Source organism: Cedecea colo, assembly GCF_011808225.1.
GTDB lineage: Bacteria > Pseudomonadota > Gammaproteobacteria > Enterobacterales > Enterobacteriaceae > Dryocola > Dryocola colo.
The window spans coordinates 13,640-29,451 of sequence record NZ_SOYS01000006.1; the positions used below are offsets into that span (position 1 = coordinate 13,640).

The window sequence follows — 15,812 nt, forward strand, 5'->3', positions numbered from 1 at the left end:
GTTTCTTCACCTGAATAACTTACTAAAGTAAGCTCATCGGGATTCACTCGCTTGCCGTCTTGCTACAACTCCAACTATTTTGGGGTTCTGGGAGGTATTAACCTTGCCCATCATGTTTATGCTGCTGTAGCGCGTGTTCCCGTTGGAACTCGGCCAGCAACCTTGCTTGCTCTTCAGTCAGAGCCAGGTTTTCCAGAAGTTCAGGTCTTCTAAGCCAGGTGCGGCCCAGCGACTGTTTCAGGCGCCAGCGGCGAATCTCTGCATGGTTCCCCGACAGCAACACCGGCGGTACTTCCATGCCCTCTAACACTTCAGGACGAGTATAGTGCGGGCAATCCAGCAATCCATCAGCAAACGAATCTTCGATCGCTGATGCTTCATGGCCCAGTACACCCGGAATAAACCGTGAGACGGAGTCAATCAGCGTCATTGCCGGTAGCTCACCACCGCTGAGAACGTAATCGCCGATTGACCATTCTTCGTCAATTTCGGTCTGGATCACGCGCTCATCGATTCCCTCGTAACGGCCACAAACCAGAATCAGCTTCTCGTTGGTTGCCAGTTCACAGACGCCTGCTTGATCAAGCTTGCGTCCCTGAGGTGAAAGATAAATTACCTTTGCGCCTTCCCCTGCCGCCGCTTTCGCTGCGTGGATGGCTTCCCTTAACGGGTTTACCATCATGAGCATACCCGGTCCGCCGCCGTAAGGCCTATCGTCCACGGTACGGTGTCGGTCATAAGTGAAGTCACGCGGACTCCAGCTCTGGATGCTCAGCAGGCCATTTTTAACTGCCCGGCCAGTTACCCCGTAATCGGTAATTGCGCGGAACATCTCTGGAAACAGGCTAACTACACCAATAAACACAAGCCTTTCCCCATCACGCCGTTTTGTTACCGTTTATCCGGAGGTTTAGAAACCAGGATCCCAATCTACTTCAATCGTTTGAGTAGCGAGATCGACTTTCTTGATAACCTGCCCATCGAGGAACGGAACCAGCCGCTCCTTGATACCGAACGCATCTTTCAGGTTTGCCTTAATGACGAGTACGTCATTGGAGCCGGTTTCCATCATATCGATGACTTTACCGAGCTGATATCCCTGAGTGGTTACTACCTGGCAGCCCATAAGGTCTTTCCAGTAATAGTCACCCTCTTCGAGATGAGGCAACTGCGATGAATCAACCACAATTTCGCAATTAGTGAGAAGATTCGCGGCATCCCGATCGTCAACGCCTTTCAGCTTGATGATCAGATCCTGATTGTGGTGCTTCCAGCTCTCAAGCTGTACTTGCTGCCACTGACCCGCCTTCTGGATAAACCAGGGCTGATAGTCAAAAATGCTTTCGGCGTCTTCGGTGGAGGAAAACACTCTGAGCCAACCACGAATACCGTAGCAGGAGCCCATTTTCCCCAACACGATTGGGTTAACAGGTACCGAAGCTGCGAATTGATTGCTCATCATGACCACCGTGACAGATTAAGCTGCTTTTTTTGCTGCTTTGATCAGCGCAGATACGCGATCGGAAACGGTAGCGCCAAGGCCAACCCAATGCTCGATACGATCCAGATCCAGGCGGCTTGCCTCGTCTTTCTCACTGGCGATAGGGTTGAAGAAACCAACGCGCTCAATGAAGCGACCGTTACGTGCATTACGGCTGTCAGTAACAACAACCTGGTAGAACGGACGCTTTTTAGCGCCGTGACGTGCTAAACGAATAGTTACCATAACATCCTCTTTAGTGAATAAAACACCGGGCTCCATCGAGGGACGGAACCCGGTGTCATATTAAAAGCCCGAAAATTTTACTCATTTGGGCGCAAAAAGCAATCTAAATGAGCTTAACGGCCTGGGAAACCTGGCGGCATCATGCCTTTCATGCCGCGCATCATTTTCGCCATTCCGCCTTTCTTCATCTTCTTCATCATGCGCTGCATGTCATCAAACTGCTTGAGCAGACGGTTAACGTCCTGCACCTGCATGCCGGAACCCTGCGCGATACGGCGCTTGCGGGAACCTTTAATGATTTCTGGCGCCGCGCGTTCTTTGAGGGTCATGGAGTTGATAATCGCCTCCATGCGCACCAGCACTTTGTCATCCATCTGGGATTTGACGTTGTCCGGCAGCTGCCCCATGCCCGGCAGCTTGCTCATCATGCTCGCCATGCCGCCCATGTTTTTCATCTGCTTAAGCTGCTCAAGGAAATCGTTGAGGTCGAAGCCATCGCCTTTCTTCAGCTTGCTGGCGAGCTTCTCGGCCTGAGCGCGATCAACTTTGCTTTCGATATCTTCGATAAGCGACAGCACATCGCCCATACCCAGAATACGCGAAGCAATACGATCCGGATGGAACGGCTCCAGCGCTTCGGTTTTCTCACCGACGCCGAGGAATTTAATTGGCTTGCCGGTGATATGGCGAATAGACAGAGCCGCGCCGCCGCGCGCATCGCCGTCGACTTTCGTCAGAACCACGCCCGTCAGCGGCAGCGCTTCGTTAAACGCCTTAGCGGTATTTGCGGCATCCTGACCGGTCATGGCATCGACCACAAACAGGGTTTCAACCGGATTAATCGCGGCGTGTACCTGTTTGATTTCGTCCATCATCGCTTCATCTACGTGCAGACGCCCGGCGGTATCCACCAGCAGCACGTCGTAGAACTTCAGCTTCGCTTCTTTCAGCGCCGCGTTGACGATATCGACAGGTTTTTGCCCAACGTCAGACGGGAAGAAATCGACACCGACCTGCTCAGCCAGGGTTTCCAGCTGTTTGATTGCCGCCGGGCGATATACGTCGGCAGAAACAACCAGCACCTTCTTCTTATGCTTTTCGCGTAAAAATTTACCCAGCTTGCCGACGCTTGTGGTTTTACCGGCACCTTGCAGGCCCGCCATCAGCACCACGGCTGGCGGCTGCGCGGCAAGGTTCAGCACGGCGTTTTCTTCGCCCATTGCCGCAACCAGTTCGGCGCGAACAATTTTGACGAATTCCTGACCCGGCGTCAGGCTCTTGTTAACCTCGTGACCAACCGCTTTTTCTTTTACACGGCTGATAAAATCGCGCACCACCGGCAGCGCAACGTCCGCCTCCAGCAGGGCCATGCGCACTTCGCGCAGCGTTTCTTTAACGTTCTCTTCAGTCAGCCGCCCACGGCCGCTGATATTGCGCAGGGTACGCGACAGACGGTCAGTTAAATTATCAAACATTGTATTTTGCCTAACGTGGTAACTTAGGGCCGCAGTACGCGACACAAAACAGAATTTGGCGGATTATAACATGAAGCCGCCCTGCATGTGATGCAACGGTTAGAGTTGGAGCAGGCGACAGGTGACGTTATACTGCTTTTTTTCATCTCTGGCTAACTGACCGACACCTTATATGCCTGTTTTCGCACTCCTTGCGCTTGTAGCCTACTCCACCAGCCTCGCGCTGATTATTCCTGGTCTTCTCACGAAGAACAGTGCATGGCGCCGCTTAGCAATTTTATCGGCCACCATTGCGCTTGTCAGCCACGCGCTGGCGCTGGAAGCCCGCATTTTTGCGGGTGACGGCGGGCAGAACCTCAGCCTGCTGAACGTCGGTTCGCTGGTCAGCCTGATGATCTGTACGGTAATGACGATTGTTGCCTCACGCAACCGCGGCTGGTTACTTTTGCCGATTGTCTATGCGTTTGCCTTAATTAACCTCGCCTTTGCCATTTTCGTGCCTAACGAGTTTATTACTCATCTGGAAACCACGCCGGGCATGATGATTCACATCGGCCTTGCGTTATTTGCCTATGCCACGCTGATTATCGCCGCCCTGTATGCGCTGCAACTGGCGTGGATAGACTTCCAGCTAAAAAACAAAAGGCTCGCCTTTAGCGCTGAAATGCCGCCGCTGATGGCTATTGAACGCAAAATGTTTCACATCACTCAGGTTGGCGTGGTGCTGTTAACGCTGACGCTCTCCACCGGCCTGTTTTATATGCACGATCTCTTCAGCACGGAGAACGTCGACAAAGCCGTGCTGTCTATTCTTGCCTGGTTTGTCTACATTATTTTGCTGTGGGGACACTATCATGAAGGTTGGCGGGGCCGCCTTGTGGTGTGGTTTAACGTCGCCGGGGCCGCGATCCTGACCCTCGCCTACTTCGGTAGCCGGGTTCTGCAACAGTTCGTTGGCTAATTTTGCAATTTAAAGGATATAACTTTTGGAACACATCTCAACCACCACGCTGATCGTCACTCTGGTCATCATGGTGGTGGTTTCAGCGTACTTCTCCGGGTCTGAAACCGGCATGATGACGCTCAACCGCTATCGTCTGCGCCATCTTGCCAAGCAAGGTAACCGTGCCGCCAAACGCGTCGAAAAATTACTTCGCAAGCCGGATCGCCTGATTAGCCTCGTTCTGATCGGTAATAATCTGGTGAATATTCTCGCCTCCGCCATTGGCACCATCGTGGGTATGCGCCTTTATGGCGATGCTGGCGTGGCTATTGCTACCGGTATCCTTACTTTCGTGGTGCTTGTCTTTGCCGAAGTGCTGCCGAAAACCATTGCCGCGCTCTATCCGGAAAAAGTCGCCTTTCCAAGTAGCTTCTTGCTTGGCCCGCTGCAGGTTCTCATGATGCCGCTGGTCTGGCTGCTGAACGTTATTACCCGCATGTTGATGCGCATGGTGGGTATTAAAACCGATAACGTGATCAGCGCAGCGCTCAGCAAAGACGAGCTGCGCACCATCGTGCATGAGTCCCGTTCGAATATGTCGCGTCGTCACCAGGACATGCTTCTTTCGGTGCTGGATCTGGAAAAGATCGGCGTGAACGACATCATGGTCCCGCGCAATGAAATTGTGGGTATCAATATCAACGACGACTGGAAATCTATCGTCCGCCAGCTGACGCATTCCCCGCATGGCCGCATCGTGCTTTATCGCGATACGCTGGACGACGTCATTAGCATGCTACGGGTGCGGGAAGCTTACCGCCTGATGACAGAGAAACAGGAGTTCACCAAAGAGACGCTGCTGCGCGCCGCTGATGAAGTTTATTTTGTCCCGGAAGGCACGCCGCTGAGCGTGCAACTGGTGAAATTCCAGCGCAACAAAAAGAAAGTCGGCCTGGTGGTGAATGAATACGGTGATATCCAGGGGCTGATCACCGTGGAAGATATTCTGGAAGAGATCGTGGGTGACTTCACTACCTCTATGTCGCCAACGCTTGCCGAAGAAGTGGTGCCGCAAAATGATGGTTCAGTGATTATTGAAGGCAGCGCTAACGTGCGCGAAATCAATAAAGCTTTTAACTGGACGTTGCCGGAAGACGATGCCCGCACCATAAACGGCATGCTGCTGGAGGAGTTACAGGAGATCCCGGCTAACGATACCCGCGTGCGTATTGAACACTACGACATTGATATTCTCGACGTGCAGGACAATATGATTAAGCAGGTACGCGTCACGCCGGTGAAACCGCTACGTCAAAGCGTGGAAGAGTAACAGACAAAAAAGCCAGCCCCGAGGCTGGCTTTTTGTTAAAAAATTACTTCCCTTTCGCCACGGAAACCATTGCTGCGCGAATGGTGCGGCCATTGAGGGTGTAACCCTTCTGCATCACCATCAGCACGTGATTTGGCGCAACCTCTTCAGATTCAACCATCGCGATAGCCTGGTGAACATCCGGGTTGAACGGCACATTAATGTCGCCAACCACTTCTACGCCAAACTTGCGAACCACATCCAGCATCGATTTCTGAGTCAGCTCGATGCCTTCGATCATGGCCGCCAGATCCGGGTTGGATTTGTCAGCCACTTCCAGGGCGCGATCGAGGCTATCAATCACCGGCAGCAGTTCGTTTACAAATTTATCCAGCGCAAATTTGTGCGCTTTTTCGATATCCAACTCGGTGCGACGACGCAGGTTTTCCATCTCGGCTTTGGTGCGCAGCAGGCTGTCACGCTCGCGCTGCTGGACTTCTTCCAGCTGTGCCGTCAGATCGGCAATGTGTTCGTCGCGCGGATCCACCTCGACGCCTTCTACGGCCTCTACTTCGTCGTGGCTTTCCATTGCAATATCTTCCGGGACTTGCTCGTCTGGTGTTTTCTGTTCTTTACTACTCATGAAATTCTCCGCGTTTTTAGCATTCATCTCGCTGGTTCGCTTATTATGGGGATCAGTTTCCGGGATTCAAGGGAACGTGACATATTGTCATAAACGTCTGCGTATAAGGACCACCACGATGACTACCAGAATAGCGAACACTCATTTCAGTTGCATTGGCATTGTCGGGCATCCTCGCCACCCTACGGCACTGACCACACATGAAATGCTTTACCGTTGGCTATGCGAAAAGGGCTACGACGTCATCGTGGAACAGCAAATCGCCCAGGAACTGAAGCTTAAAAACGTCAAAACCGGCACGCTGGCGGAGATCGGCCAGCTTGCCGATTTGGCCGTGGTGGTCGGCGGCGATGGCAACATGCTTGGCGCTGCACGGGTGCTTGCGCGTTACGACATCAAGGTCATCGGCATCAACCGTGGCAATCTCGGCTTCCTCACCGATCTCGATCCCGATAATGCACAGCAACAGTTGGCAGACGTGCTGGAAGGCCATTACATCGCCGAAAAACGCTTCCTGCTGGAAGCCCAGGTATGCCAGCAAGATACGCCAACCCGCCTGAGTACCGCTATCAATGAAGTGGTGCTGCACCCCGGCAAAGTTGCACATATGATTGAATTCGAAGTCTACATTGATGAAGTCTTCGCCTTCTCGCAACGCTCTGACGGCCTGATTATCTCAACGCCAACCGGTTCAACGGCCTATTCACTTTCCGCCGGCGGCCCAATTTTAACACCTTCCCTGGATGCCATAACGCTGGTGCCGATGTTTCCGCACACGCTTTCAGCCCGCCCGTTAGTTATCAATAGTAGCAGTACCATCCGCCTGCGCTTTTCGCACATGCGCAGCGATCTGGAGGTGAGCTGCGACAGCCAGATTGCCCTGCCGATACAGGAAGGAGAAGATGTGTTGATCCGCCGCTGCGACTATCATCTCAACCTGATACATCCCAAGGATTACAGCTACTTCAATACGTTGAGCTCGAAACTCGGCTGGTCAAAAAAATTATTCTAAAATATGCTTAAGCCACTTTACTGTATAAGCAACCAGGATATACTGTACGTAACTACAGCTATGTTGTTATATACAGGAAGGTGGCTATGCTGGCACAACTTACCATCAGTAACTTCGCAATCGTTCGTGAACTGGAAATTGACTTTCATCACGGCATGACGGCTATCACCGGCGAAACCGGTGCCGGTAAATCCATTGCGATTGATGCCTTAGGGTTGTGCCTGGGTGGCCGGGCAGAAGCAGACATGGTCCGTCAGGGCGCCAGCCGCGCTGATTTATGCGCGCGCTTTTCGTTAAAAGATACGCCCGCCGCCCTGCGCTGGCTGGAAGAAAATCAACTGGAAGATGGCCGGGAATGCCTGTTACGCCGCGTTATCAGCAGCGATGGCCGCTCGCGTGGCTTTATCAACGGCACCGCCGTTCCCCTTTCCCAGCTTCGCGATCTTGGTCAATTGCTCATTCAAATCCACGGCCAGCATGCGCACCAGCTTCTGCTAAAACCTGAACATCAAAAAAATCTGTTAGACGGTTACGCAGGCGAGCACGCGCTCATTGCACAAATGACGGAACGCTATCGCGCATGGCACCAAAGCTGTCGCTCTCTGGCTCAGCATCAACAGCTTTCCCAGGAACGCGCTGCACGCGCAGAGCTGCTGCACTACCAGCTTAAAGAACTTAATGAATTTGCACCTGTTGCCGGTGAGTTCGAACAAATCGACGAAGAATACAAACGGCTGGCCAACAGCGGGCAGCTGCTTTCAACCAGCCAGCAGGCTCTGAATATTCTCGCCGACGGTGAAGACTGCAATTTGCAAAATCAGCTTCATACCGCAAGGCAGCTAATGGCCGAACTTATCGGTATGGATAACAAGCTCTCCGGCGTGCTGGATATGCTTGAAGAGGCCGCCATCCAAATTTCCGAAGCCAGCGACGAGCTACGCCACTATAGCGACCGCCTGGATCTCGACCCTAACCGCCTGTATGAACTGGAACAACGCATTTCGCGGCAGATAAACCTGGCGCGTAAGCACCACATATCTCCAGAGGAGCTGCCGTTGTTTCATCAGAAATTGCTTGATGAACAACAACAGCTCGACGAGCAGGCCACCTCGCAGGATGAACTGATGCAGGCGGTGGCGCATCATCATCAGCAAGCGCTGTCCGTGGCTCGTGAACTACACCTGCGCCGTACCCATCACGCAGCCGAACTGTGCCAGCTCATCACAGAAAGTATGCACTCACTTTCTATGCCGCACGGTAAGCTGGCTATTGACGTTGAATTCAATGAAAACCATCTGACCGCCGAAGGCGCCGATCGTATCGATTTCCGCGTCAGCACCAACCCTGGGCAGCCTTTGCAACCCCTGGCGAAAGTCGCCTCCGGCGGCGAGCTGTCGCGTATCGCGCTGGCCATCCAGGTGATCACCGCTCGTAAAATGGAAACACCGGCGTTAATCTTCGATGAAGTGGATGTCGGTATCAGCGGGCCAACGGCTGCCGTGGTAGGTAAGCTGCTGCGTCAGCTGGGCGAATCAACGCAGGTTATGTGCGTAACGCATCTGCCGCAGGTCGCAGGCTGTGGGCATCATCACTTTTTTGTCAGTAAAGAAACCGATGGTGAAATGACGGAAACCCATATGCAACAGCTCGACAAGCGCTCACGTCTGCAGGAGTTGGCCCGTCTGCTTGGCGGCAGCGAGGTCACCCGCAACACGCTGGCTAACGCTAAAGAGCTGCTGGCAGCATAATTGCACTCAAGGGCGCGGCAGGGCGATCTGCCGTCCACCGTTCAAAAAATCAGCATTCAGCCAACGCTTTGGCAATTGCGCAGCTTTTGAGCCAACTTTTTTGGCCTCTCAGGGTCTGAGTTGAGCGCCTTAAGGTTTTAAACTGCGAAAAGGTTTATTATCATCGGCATATTACGAATGAGCCACGTGCTGCTCGGGCCCGAAAAGGAATCAAAACATTATGCGCTGTAAAACGCTGACTGCTGCCGCAGCGGTTCTTCTGATGTTGACCGCAGGCTGTTCCACTCTGGAGCGAGTGGTTTACCGCCCCGATATCAACCAGGGGAACTACCTGACACAGAATGATGTGTCGAAGATCCGTACCGGTATGACTCAACAGCAGGTTGCTTATGCCCTGGGTACGCCGATGATGTCCGACCCGTTCGGCACCAATACCTGGTTCTACGTGTTCCGCCAGCAGCCTGGCCATGAAGGCGTAACGCAGCAAACGCTGACTCTGACCTTCAATAGCAGCGGCGTATTAACCAACATCGACAACAAGCCAAAGCTGGAAAAAAATCAATAAGGTGAGATGGTGAGATACCAATAAAAAAAGGCGCTTAATGCGCCTTTTTACTTTTGTGCTTTAGCCGCGCGTTGGCGCCGTAGCTCTTTGGGATCGGCAATCAGTGGGCGATAAATTTCCACCCTGTCGCCTTCGTTCACCTCATCGGTGAGTTTTACCGGACGGCTAAAAATACCGACTTTATTTTTGCTTAAATCGATATCGCTGCGCAGTTCCAGCAGACCCGAAGCTTCTATCGCCTGCGCTACCGTGCTGCCCTGCGCCAGTTTTACCTGACGCAGGTATTGCTTTTCGGACAGAGCATAAACCACCTCAACCTTGATTTCAGGCGACACTGTAAACCTCTTTGGCCCGCACGGTGAAAGCCTGAACCATACTGCTGGCAAGCTCTTTAAAGATGCGGCCAAACGCCAGTTCGATTAGCTTGTTGGTGAATTCAAAATCAAGCTGGAACTGAATGCGGCAGGCATCGGCATCCAGTGGCGTAAAGGTCCAGCCTCCTCTGAGCGATTTAAACGGCCCATCGACGAGGTGCATTGAAATGCTCTGGTTGCTGGTTAATGTATTGCGTGTGGTGAACGTTTTGCTGATCCCCGCTTTCGAGACATCTACCGCCGCCGTCATCTGGCTGGCGGAAGCATCAATGACCCGGCTGCCGGTGCAACCAGGTAAAAAGTCCGGGTAGGCGTCTACATCGTTCACTAACTGATACATCTGCTCCGCGCTGTAAGGCACCAGGGCAGTACGACTGATCTGAGGCATAGTAATTCCTGTGAGTCATACACCCCATAAATAATAACATCTATCCTCAGGCAAAGAAAAACTCTTAGCCCGCAGGCATGCTAAGATATCTCCTTTCCGCCCGTGAGCTACGCGGGATGTCTTTGAACTCTTGATTGCGTATACTGAGCAGCACTATGACAAAGAAAAAAGCACATAAACCAGGCTCAGCCACCATTGCGCAGAATAAGCGCGCCCGTCACGAATACTTTATCGAAGATGAATTTGAAGCGGGTCTCGTACTGCAAGGCTGGGAAGTAAAAACACTGCGCGCCGGGAAGGCCAACATCAGCGACAGCTACGTCATACTGAAAGACGGCGAGGCCTTTTTGTTTGGCGCAAACTTTACGCCGCTGAATGTCGCCTCCAGCCATGTTGTCTGCGATCCAACCCGCACCCGTAAGCTGCTGCTGAACCAACGCGAACTGGATAACTTATACGGCCGCATCAATCGTGATGGCTACACCGTCGTTGCGCTTTCCATGTACTGGAAAAACGCCTGGTGCAAAGTAAAGATTGGCGTCGCGAAAGGTAAGAAACAGCACGACAAACGTACTGACTTGAAAGACCGAGAATGGGCGTTGGATAAAGCGCGTATTATGAAGCACGCGGGCCGCTGATTCCTGCCGTGTGAGCGTTAACAAAGCAGAGGGCTGGTAACGGACGGCATAACTCTGTTATACTGACAAAACACTTGTGGGGCTGATTCTGGATTCGACGGGATTTGCGAAACCCAAGGTGCATGCCGAGGGGCGGTTGGCCTCGTAAAAAGCCGCAAAAAAATAGTCGCAAACGACGAAAACTACGCCCTAGCAGCTTAATAACCTGCTAAGAGCCCTCTCTCCCTAGCCTCCGCTCTTAGGACGGGGATCAAGAGAGGTCAAACCCAAAAGAGATCGTGTGGATACCTTGCCTGGGGTTGAAGCATTAAAGTTAATCAGGATAGTTTGGTAATGGCGTGTCTGTCCGCAGTTGCCCGGCGAATGTAAAGATATGACTAAGCATGTAGTACCGACGGTCTAGGAATTTCGGACGCGGGTTCAACTCCCGCCAGCTCCACCAAAATCCTCCGTCAGTGGTTACCAGAGCCACCTGATGAAGTCCTGAAAGCCCGCATAGCGAAAGCTACGCGGGCTTTTTTGTGCCCTCAATTTGTCCCGCGAAGAAGAGCATCGGCCCCTACCCGTCAGTTACGCTTACCGATACCAGAAACTATCGGGCAGAGTCTCGCCCTCTCCTGGCGAAATAGATCGATCCGCAGGAACATCAGCAAGAACAACTGCGCAGTTCGCATGAAGCCAAAACCAATACATTCCAATTCGTAGCTGAACGTCGGTGGAATGTAAAGAAAGCCAGTGTGACAGAGGACTACGCAAAGGATATCTGGTGCTCTCTTGAGAGAGATGTCTTTCCTGCGATTGGCGACGTTAGCGTTACAGATATTAAAGCTCATAACTGGTTCAGGCCGTTCAACCTGTTCAGGCCAGAGGAGCACTGGAAACTGTCCGTCGTCTTTGCCAACATATCAATGAAGTCATAATATATGCCCAGAACACAGGCCTGATTGATGCGGTCCCCAGCGTTAATATTGGCAAATCCTTCGAAAAACCGCAGAAAAAGAACATGCCCAGTACAGACGCAGCAGGCGTCCAGCGAGGCGCTGGAGATTAAACGCGCTGATCCGCTGGTTGATTTCTGCGCCTACCTGATGCCGATAAGTATCGCAACCAGCCTCTTTATGGGTAACGCCAATATCCGCCCGCTGAATCCGAAGCGCTATTTTTATCACACTTATCTGGCGCTTATGGAATCACGTGGGCATCAGCACCCGCTCAGCCTGACAGCCTTCGGCCAGGCTATGCCGCAGACGCTGGAAGAGTATGAACGAGTGTTGCTAAAGCGCCGCACGAATAACGACATACAAACCAATCTCACGCTACATGAAGATAGCGAGGCAGATGGCTACCAGCATGTAGCGCCAGATAAAATCACCCCGCACAAACCGGCCTAAGCCGGTTTTTTATCATCCCCGCTAAGGTGATCACTCTTAGTGCACCCTCGTGCACATCTCGCCTCGAACCATTCGCCATCTAACAGATTGAATTTAATAAGTAAAAAATCGCAGTGAACAGTGTGAAAACTTTTCTATAAGATCATTTTTGTTTGATCGGCTCATACGCAGAAATCGACATTGATCACTGTTTGATCAACTGACTATTTATAGATTACATTAAAAAATATTAATGAATTAATAAGGATCATTCTTATGGACGAAGTTGATAAGCTACAAATAAAACCCTTTCTCTCAATACTTTTAGGGATGTGTCATCAAGCTACAAGTGCAGCTGAAACGCACGAAAAAATTGCGGGTATAATTCGAACTGAAGGCCGAAAAGAACAGATCGTTGAGATGAACCCCACTAAAGAGAGTTCATCTGGCGAAACTCTTATTTTTTATACTCATTATGCAGTTTTAAAAAACCCAAGCTGGTTTTCAGGAAATACACTAACTGATGTTGAAAATCATGTTTTCATTACCTTTAACCTAAACAATATATTTGCATTCTATATGTCTGAGAAAGGTTTAAAAGATGAAATAAGAACGTATTTTTTCACACCATTACTTCCTAATCTCAAAGTAATTAACATTAGCCATCTAAATTATCTTTTCATTAATGAAGATAACATCAAAATGCTATGGCTTTTGGGTACGCATGGTAGAGAAAGTTTTAAGGCTGATTCGAAAGTTTTAGGCGGAGAGAGTGTGGCAGACACTTTAAATCCTCTTGAGGATCAATCGTTTGTAATGTCCGCAGTGCGAACATCCTTAGACGGTACAGAAAAAACAATCGGCTTAAACCCATATAAGTCATCTTTATGGAGAGGCCCATGTAAGGATTGGGAAACATTTGAAAATAGAGTAATTGAAATAATAGACACAATTGATAAGAACAAAAATGAAGTCGAGAACCCAATAAGCATACTAGCCATACCAATTGCAGAGATGAAAGGGGTGAACAATCTTTATGACCTATCATTTCTCGATCCTGAGTTCAATAGAAGTGATCTAAGCGAGAGCAAATTCGAACGACTGCATACAATTAAAAGCACATATACTTTTAAGATATTGGATACGTTAAATTCACCTGATATAAATCTAGAAGTATTTAAAGGCCTCGGAAGCATTGGGGAAATAAAGGTATCCCCAAAAATATTGGACTACACAGTCGATTTTGATGTAATTGAGAAAATCCCTAAAAGAGGAAAAAAACCTGAGATTGAATACTTTGCCAATACATTTAAATATCCAGAACTAATTAAATGCTGGTATGAATCAGGGCATGCAATAATTAACAGCAGAGTATTCAAAACAGAATATCGCGATGTTGCTTATAATAATTTTATATGGGCAAACTTTGAAGGTTTTGACATCTCACAAGAAAAACCCGAACTAAATGGAAAAGTGGCATTAGATAAAATTGGCAACCAAAAATCACTCTTTTGCTGGATGAAACATCATTGGAGTGGTCTTTGGGATTCACATGAAAATTTCATGACGACTGATAAGCCCTCCGGGTGGCTATTCTGCGATGATGGAGCAGGAGAAAAAGCTGATTTCATTCATATTGATGAGCATAAAGACAGGGTCTACATTTCTTTAGTCCATATCAAAGCCGCGAACTCAAAAAGTCCAGATCGAAGAATTTCAGTTGGTGCTCATGATATAGTTTTAAATCAAGCAATCAAAAACCTTCGATACATTAGTAGGAAAAAATTAATAACTGATCTTAGAGAGCGAGCTGACAATGCTGCCACAAAGTTTTGCTGGAATGATAATAAAATAAGTGATCACAACTCATTTTTAAATGCCATCGAGACGCTTGAAAAGAATAGCAAGATCAAATTTAGAGTGATAGTTGTACAACCTCACACTATGAGAAGTTACTATGATAGGAATATTCAATCTAACATAAGGAAACAGCTAGACGTCTTGTTAGTTAGCGCCGAATCAGCCATTAGAGCATCAGGTGCAGAATTCTACATAATAGGTCATGACGATGTTCAGCCGAAAAATCGACTTAATTGATAACGAATTGTAAGTATGAATAAGCAGAATTGGAACACGTTTAGATACACGCAACAAAACTGTATTGTCGTAAAACGTTTAATTTCATGCGGTTGCGCAATATACCTAAACTCCCGCCAGCTCCACCAAAATCCTCCATCAGTGGTTACCAGAGCCACCTGATGAAGTCGAAAGCCCGCATAGCGAAAGCTACGCGGGCTTTTTTGTGCCTAAGCAAAAGCTGTTGCGGACCGCCTCAGCGGCAGGATACGACATCGGCCGTAAGTTTTCTCGCCCAGCATGGAAATAGTGTAGGAACATTCGGTGAAGCTTATAGGCACCGATTTTTTACCCACCGTTATATCAGTGATATCAATGGATAGATCCGAACCGCCTGCCCGTTCAGAAACCACTCAAGCCCCTCTTTTCAGCATTCCCTTATGGTTGAGCCATAATTATCGTACCAGGCTTGTCTGTTTTCTCCATAAGGATCTATCCGTATGCGCCGTTTTCTTATGTCAATTTTTTCCAGTCCCGAGCTGCTTTTACAGGTGATGAGCCATCAGGATGTTGTTGAATCCGTTGAGGACGGAGATCGCATTATTATCGATCAGGACGGTAACGCATCGGTGAATTTTAAAAGCAAAGAAGCGCGACAAGATTTTCTGCGTCATGTTAACGCCCTGAAGCGAGCCTGATATGGGAACGGCAATTTTTATGGTGTTGATGGTATGCGGCTACTGGTACACAAGCCGGGATCTGTCCACGCGTTTTAAAATTAAGCGCTCCTTTGGCTGGGATGTCTATTTCCTCGTCGCCCTTTATGGCTGCGTCTTCGTGCTGCAGGGCGTGATTGCCACAGGGCTTATCTGGCTGCTTTTGCTGGGCTTGTCTGCCGTCGTCAACGGACTGCACCTCATGCCGGGTAAATATGCCGACTGGCAAATGGAGTTCATGAACTGGAGCTTTCTTGGCATCCAGGCTCCCGTAGTTATCATGCTGACCTTCGCCGTATTTTTCTGCCTGTATCGTTCTAACTGGGCGGGCAGCGCGAGGCTGGACGGCAACGGCAGGAAAACGCTCTATAAAAGTCTTGCACGCTCAAGCGGCATCGAACAACTGCTCTATCAGTGCATGGAAGAAGGTGAGCTGGCGCTGGTTACGCTTAAGTCGAGGCGGATTTACATCGGAATGATACATACCGCGACCCTTGAATACGAAAAGACGGCAAACGTAGTTCTGATCCCGATGCTGAGCGGCTATCGCGACGGGGAGTCGATGAACCTGTGTATTGAGCATAATTACAGCAAATGGTATGCCGATCATGACATCACCCTGGATTCAGAGCCTAAAAGCGCCATGGCTTTTCGTAAGGTGATTATGCTGGATCAGATTGAGAGCCTTTCCCTCTTTGATCCCGCCAGTGCGAGCGCGCTGGCGATGGAGCAGCATCCGCAGAAGATCGATTAACGCTGCTCAGGTCTTTGTATTATTCCAGTCGCGAAAGAAACCGGATCGCTGTTATCCCACAGACGTCAGCGCTCC

The 15,812-nt window shown here is 50.0% G+C and carries 16 protein-coding genes, 1 other RNA gene and 2 pseudogenes; 12 read left to right on the forward strand and 7 right to left on the reverse strand.

Features of this window, described 5'->3' with window-relative positions; all coding sequences use genetic code 11:
* Positions 1-97: 97 nt before the first annotated feature.
* The 4 genes from trmD to ffh form a co-directional block, all read right to left on the reverse strand.
* Positions 98-865 (reverse strand): tRNA (guanosine(37)-N1)-methyltransferase TrmD, encoded by a 768-nt coding sequence (gene trmD, locus E2L00_RS13375; RefSeq protein WP_167612426.1) that lies wholly within the window; start codon positions 863-865, stop codon positions 98-100.
* A 45-nt stretch (positions 866-910) separates the two neighbouring features.
* Positions 911-1,459 (reverse strand): ribosome maturation factor RimM, encoded by a 549-nt coding sequence (gene rimM / locus E2L00_RS13380; RefSeq protein WP_167612834.1) that lies wholly within the window; start codon positions 1,457-1,459, stop codon positions 911-913.
* A gap of 18 nt (positions 1,460-1,477) precedes the next feature.
* Positions 1,478-1,726: a 30S ribosomal protein S16 gene (gene rpsP, locus E2L00_RS13385; RefSeq protein WP_167612429.1), complete on the reverse strand. Its 249-nt coding sequence runs from the start codon at positions 1,724-1,726 to the stop codon at positions 1,478-1,480.
* Positions 1,727-1,839: 113 nt separating this feature from the next.
* The gene (ffh, locus tag E2L00_RS13390) at positions 1,840-3,201 is read right to left on the reverse strand and encodes a signal recognition particle protein (protein ID WP_167612432.1); all 1,362 of its coding nucleotides are present in this window, start codon (positions 3,199-3,201) and stop codon (positions 1,840-1,842) included.
* A gap of 172 nt (positions 3,202-3,373) precedes the next feature.
* Here ffh and E2L00_RS13395 point away from each other — a divergent pair, with 172 nt between their 5' ends.
* Positions 3,374-4,162 carry a cytochrome C assembly family protein gene (locus tag E2L00_RS13395; RefSeq protein WP_167612435.1) on the forward strand — a complete coding sequence of 263 codons (789 nt, stop codon included), beginning with the start codon at positions 3,374-3,376 and terminating at the stop codon, positions 4,160-4,162.
* A gap of 25 nt (positions 4,163-4,187) precedes the next feature.
* Positions 4,188-5,474 (forward strand): HlyC/CorC family transporter, encoded by a 1,287-nt coding sequence (locus E2L00_RS13400; RefSeq protein WP_167612438.1) that lies wholly within the window; start codon positions 4,188-4,190, stop codon positions 5,472-5,474.
* A gap of 43 nt (positions 5,475-5,517) precedes the next feature.
* On the opposite strand, the gene grpE is transcribed toward E2L00_RS13400, so the two are convergent.
* Complete coding sequence (gene grpE, locus E2L00_RS13405; protein ID WP_167612441.1) at positions 5,518-6,096, reverse strand: nucleotide exchange factor GrpE; 579 nt, start codon at positions 6,094-6,096, stop codon at positions 5,518-5,520.
* A gap of 118 nt (positions 6,097-6,214) precedes the next feature.
* Here grpE and nadK point away from each other — a divergent pair, with 118 nt between their 5' ends.
* The 3 genes from nadK (at position 6,215) to bamE (ending at position 9,421) form a co-directional block, all read left to right on the forward strand.
* A complete protein-coding gene (nadK, locus tag E2L00_RS13410; RefSeq protein WP_167612444.1) occupies positions 6,215-7,108 on the forward strand; it encodes an NAD(+) kinase in 894 nt (297 codons plus the stop codon).
* 86 nt (positions 7,109-7,194) lie between these two features.
* Complete coding sequence (gene recN, locus E2L00_RS13415) at positions 7,195-8,856, forward strand: DNA repair protein RecN (RefSeq protein WP_167612447.1); 1,662 nt, start codon at positions 7,195-7,197, stop codon at positions 8,854-8,856.
* Between the two features lie 220 nt (positions 8,857-9,076).
* A complete protein-coding gene (gene bamE, locus E2L00_RS13420; RefSeq protein ID WP_167612450.1) occupies positions 9,077-9,421 on the forward strand; it encodes an outer membrane protein assembly factor BamE in 345 nt (114 codons plus the stop codon).
* A 47-nt stretch (positions 9,422-9,468) separates the two neighbouring features.
* On the opposite strand, the gene E2L00_RS13425 is transcribed toward bamE, so the two are convergent.
* Both E2L00_RS13425 and E2L00_RS13430 read right to left on the reverse strand, forming a co-directional pair.
* Positions 9,469-9,756, reverse strand: coding sequence for an RnfH family protein (locus E2L00_RS13425; RefSeq protein WP_167612453.1), 288 nt, complete (start codon positions 9,754-9,756; stop codon positions 9,469-9,471).
* Positions 9,746-10,183 (reverse strand): type II toxin-antitoxin system RatA family toxin, encoded by a 438-nt coding sequence (locus E2L00_RS13430; protein ID WP_167612456.1) that lies wholly within the window; start codon positions 10,181-10,183, stop codon positions 9,746-9,748. Before E2L00_RS13430 ends, E2L00_RS13425 begins: the two co-directional genes overlap by 11 nt.
* A 155-nt stretch (positions 10,184-10,338) precedes the next feature.
* On the opposite strand from E2L00_RS13430, the gene smpB reads away from it, so the two are divergent.
* From smpB to E2L00_RS13465, 7 genes and pseudogenes are all read left to right on the forward strand, one after another.
* Positions 10,339-10,821 (forward strand): SsrA-binding protein SmpB, encoded by a 483-nt coding sequence (gene smpB, locus E2L00_RS13435; RefSeq protein WP_121264295.1) that lies wholly within the window; start codon positions 10,339-10,341, stop codon positions 10,819-10,821.
* Positions 10,822-10,899: 78 nt separating this feature from the next.
* Positions 10,900-11,263, forward strand: a transfer-messenger RNA (tmRNA) gene (ssrA, locus tag E2L00_RS13440).
* 97 nt (positions 11,264-11,360) lie between these two features.
* Positions 11,361-11,833: pseudogene (locus E2L00_RS13445) on the forward strand (phage integrase central domain-containing protein); the annotation flags it as partial.
* A pseudogene (locus tag E2L00_RS13450) lies at positions 11,832-12,187 on the forward strand (winged helix-turn-helix domain-containing protein); the annotation flags it as partial. The pseudogenes E2L00_RS13445 and E2L00_RS13450, both read left to right, overlap by 2 nt.
* 280 nt (positions 12,188-12,467) lie before the next feature.
* Positions 12,468-14,288, forward strand: a complete 1,821-nt coding sequence (locus tag E2L00_RS13455) for a hypothetical protein (protein WP_167612459.1) — start codon at positions 12,468-12,470, stop codon at positions 14,286-14,288.
* A gap of 479 nt (positions 14,289-14,767) precedes the next feature.
* Positions 14,768-14,965, forward strand: a complete 198-nt coding sequence (locus E2L00_RS13460; RefSeq protein WP_167612462.1) for a hypothetical protein — start codon at positions 14,768-14,770, stop codon at positions 14,963-14,965.
* Between the two features lies 1 nt (position 14,966).
* Positions 14,967-15,737 (forward strand): hypothetical protein, encoded by a 771-nt coding sequence (locus E2L00_RS13465; protein ID WP_167612465.1) that lies wholly within the window; start codon positions 14,967-14,969, stop codon positions 15,735-15,737.
* Positions 15,738-15,812: the final 75 nt, after the last annotated feature.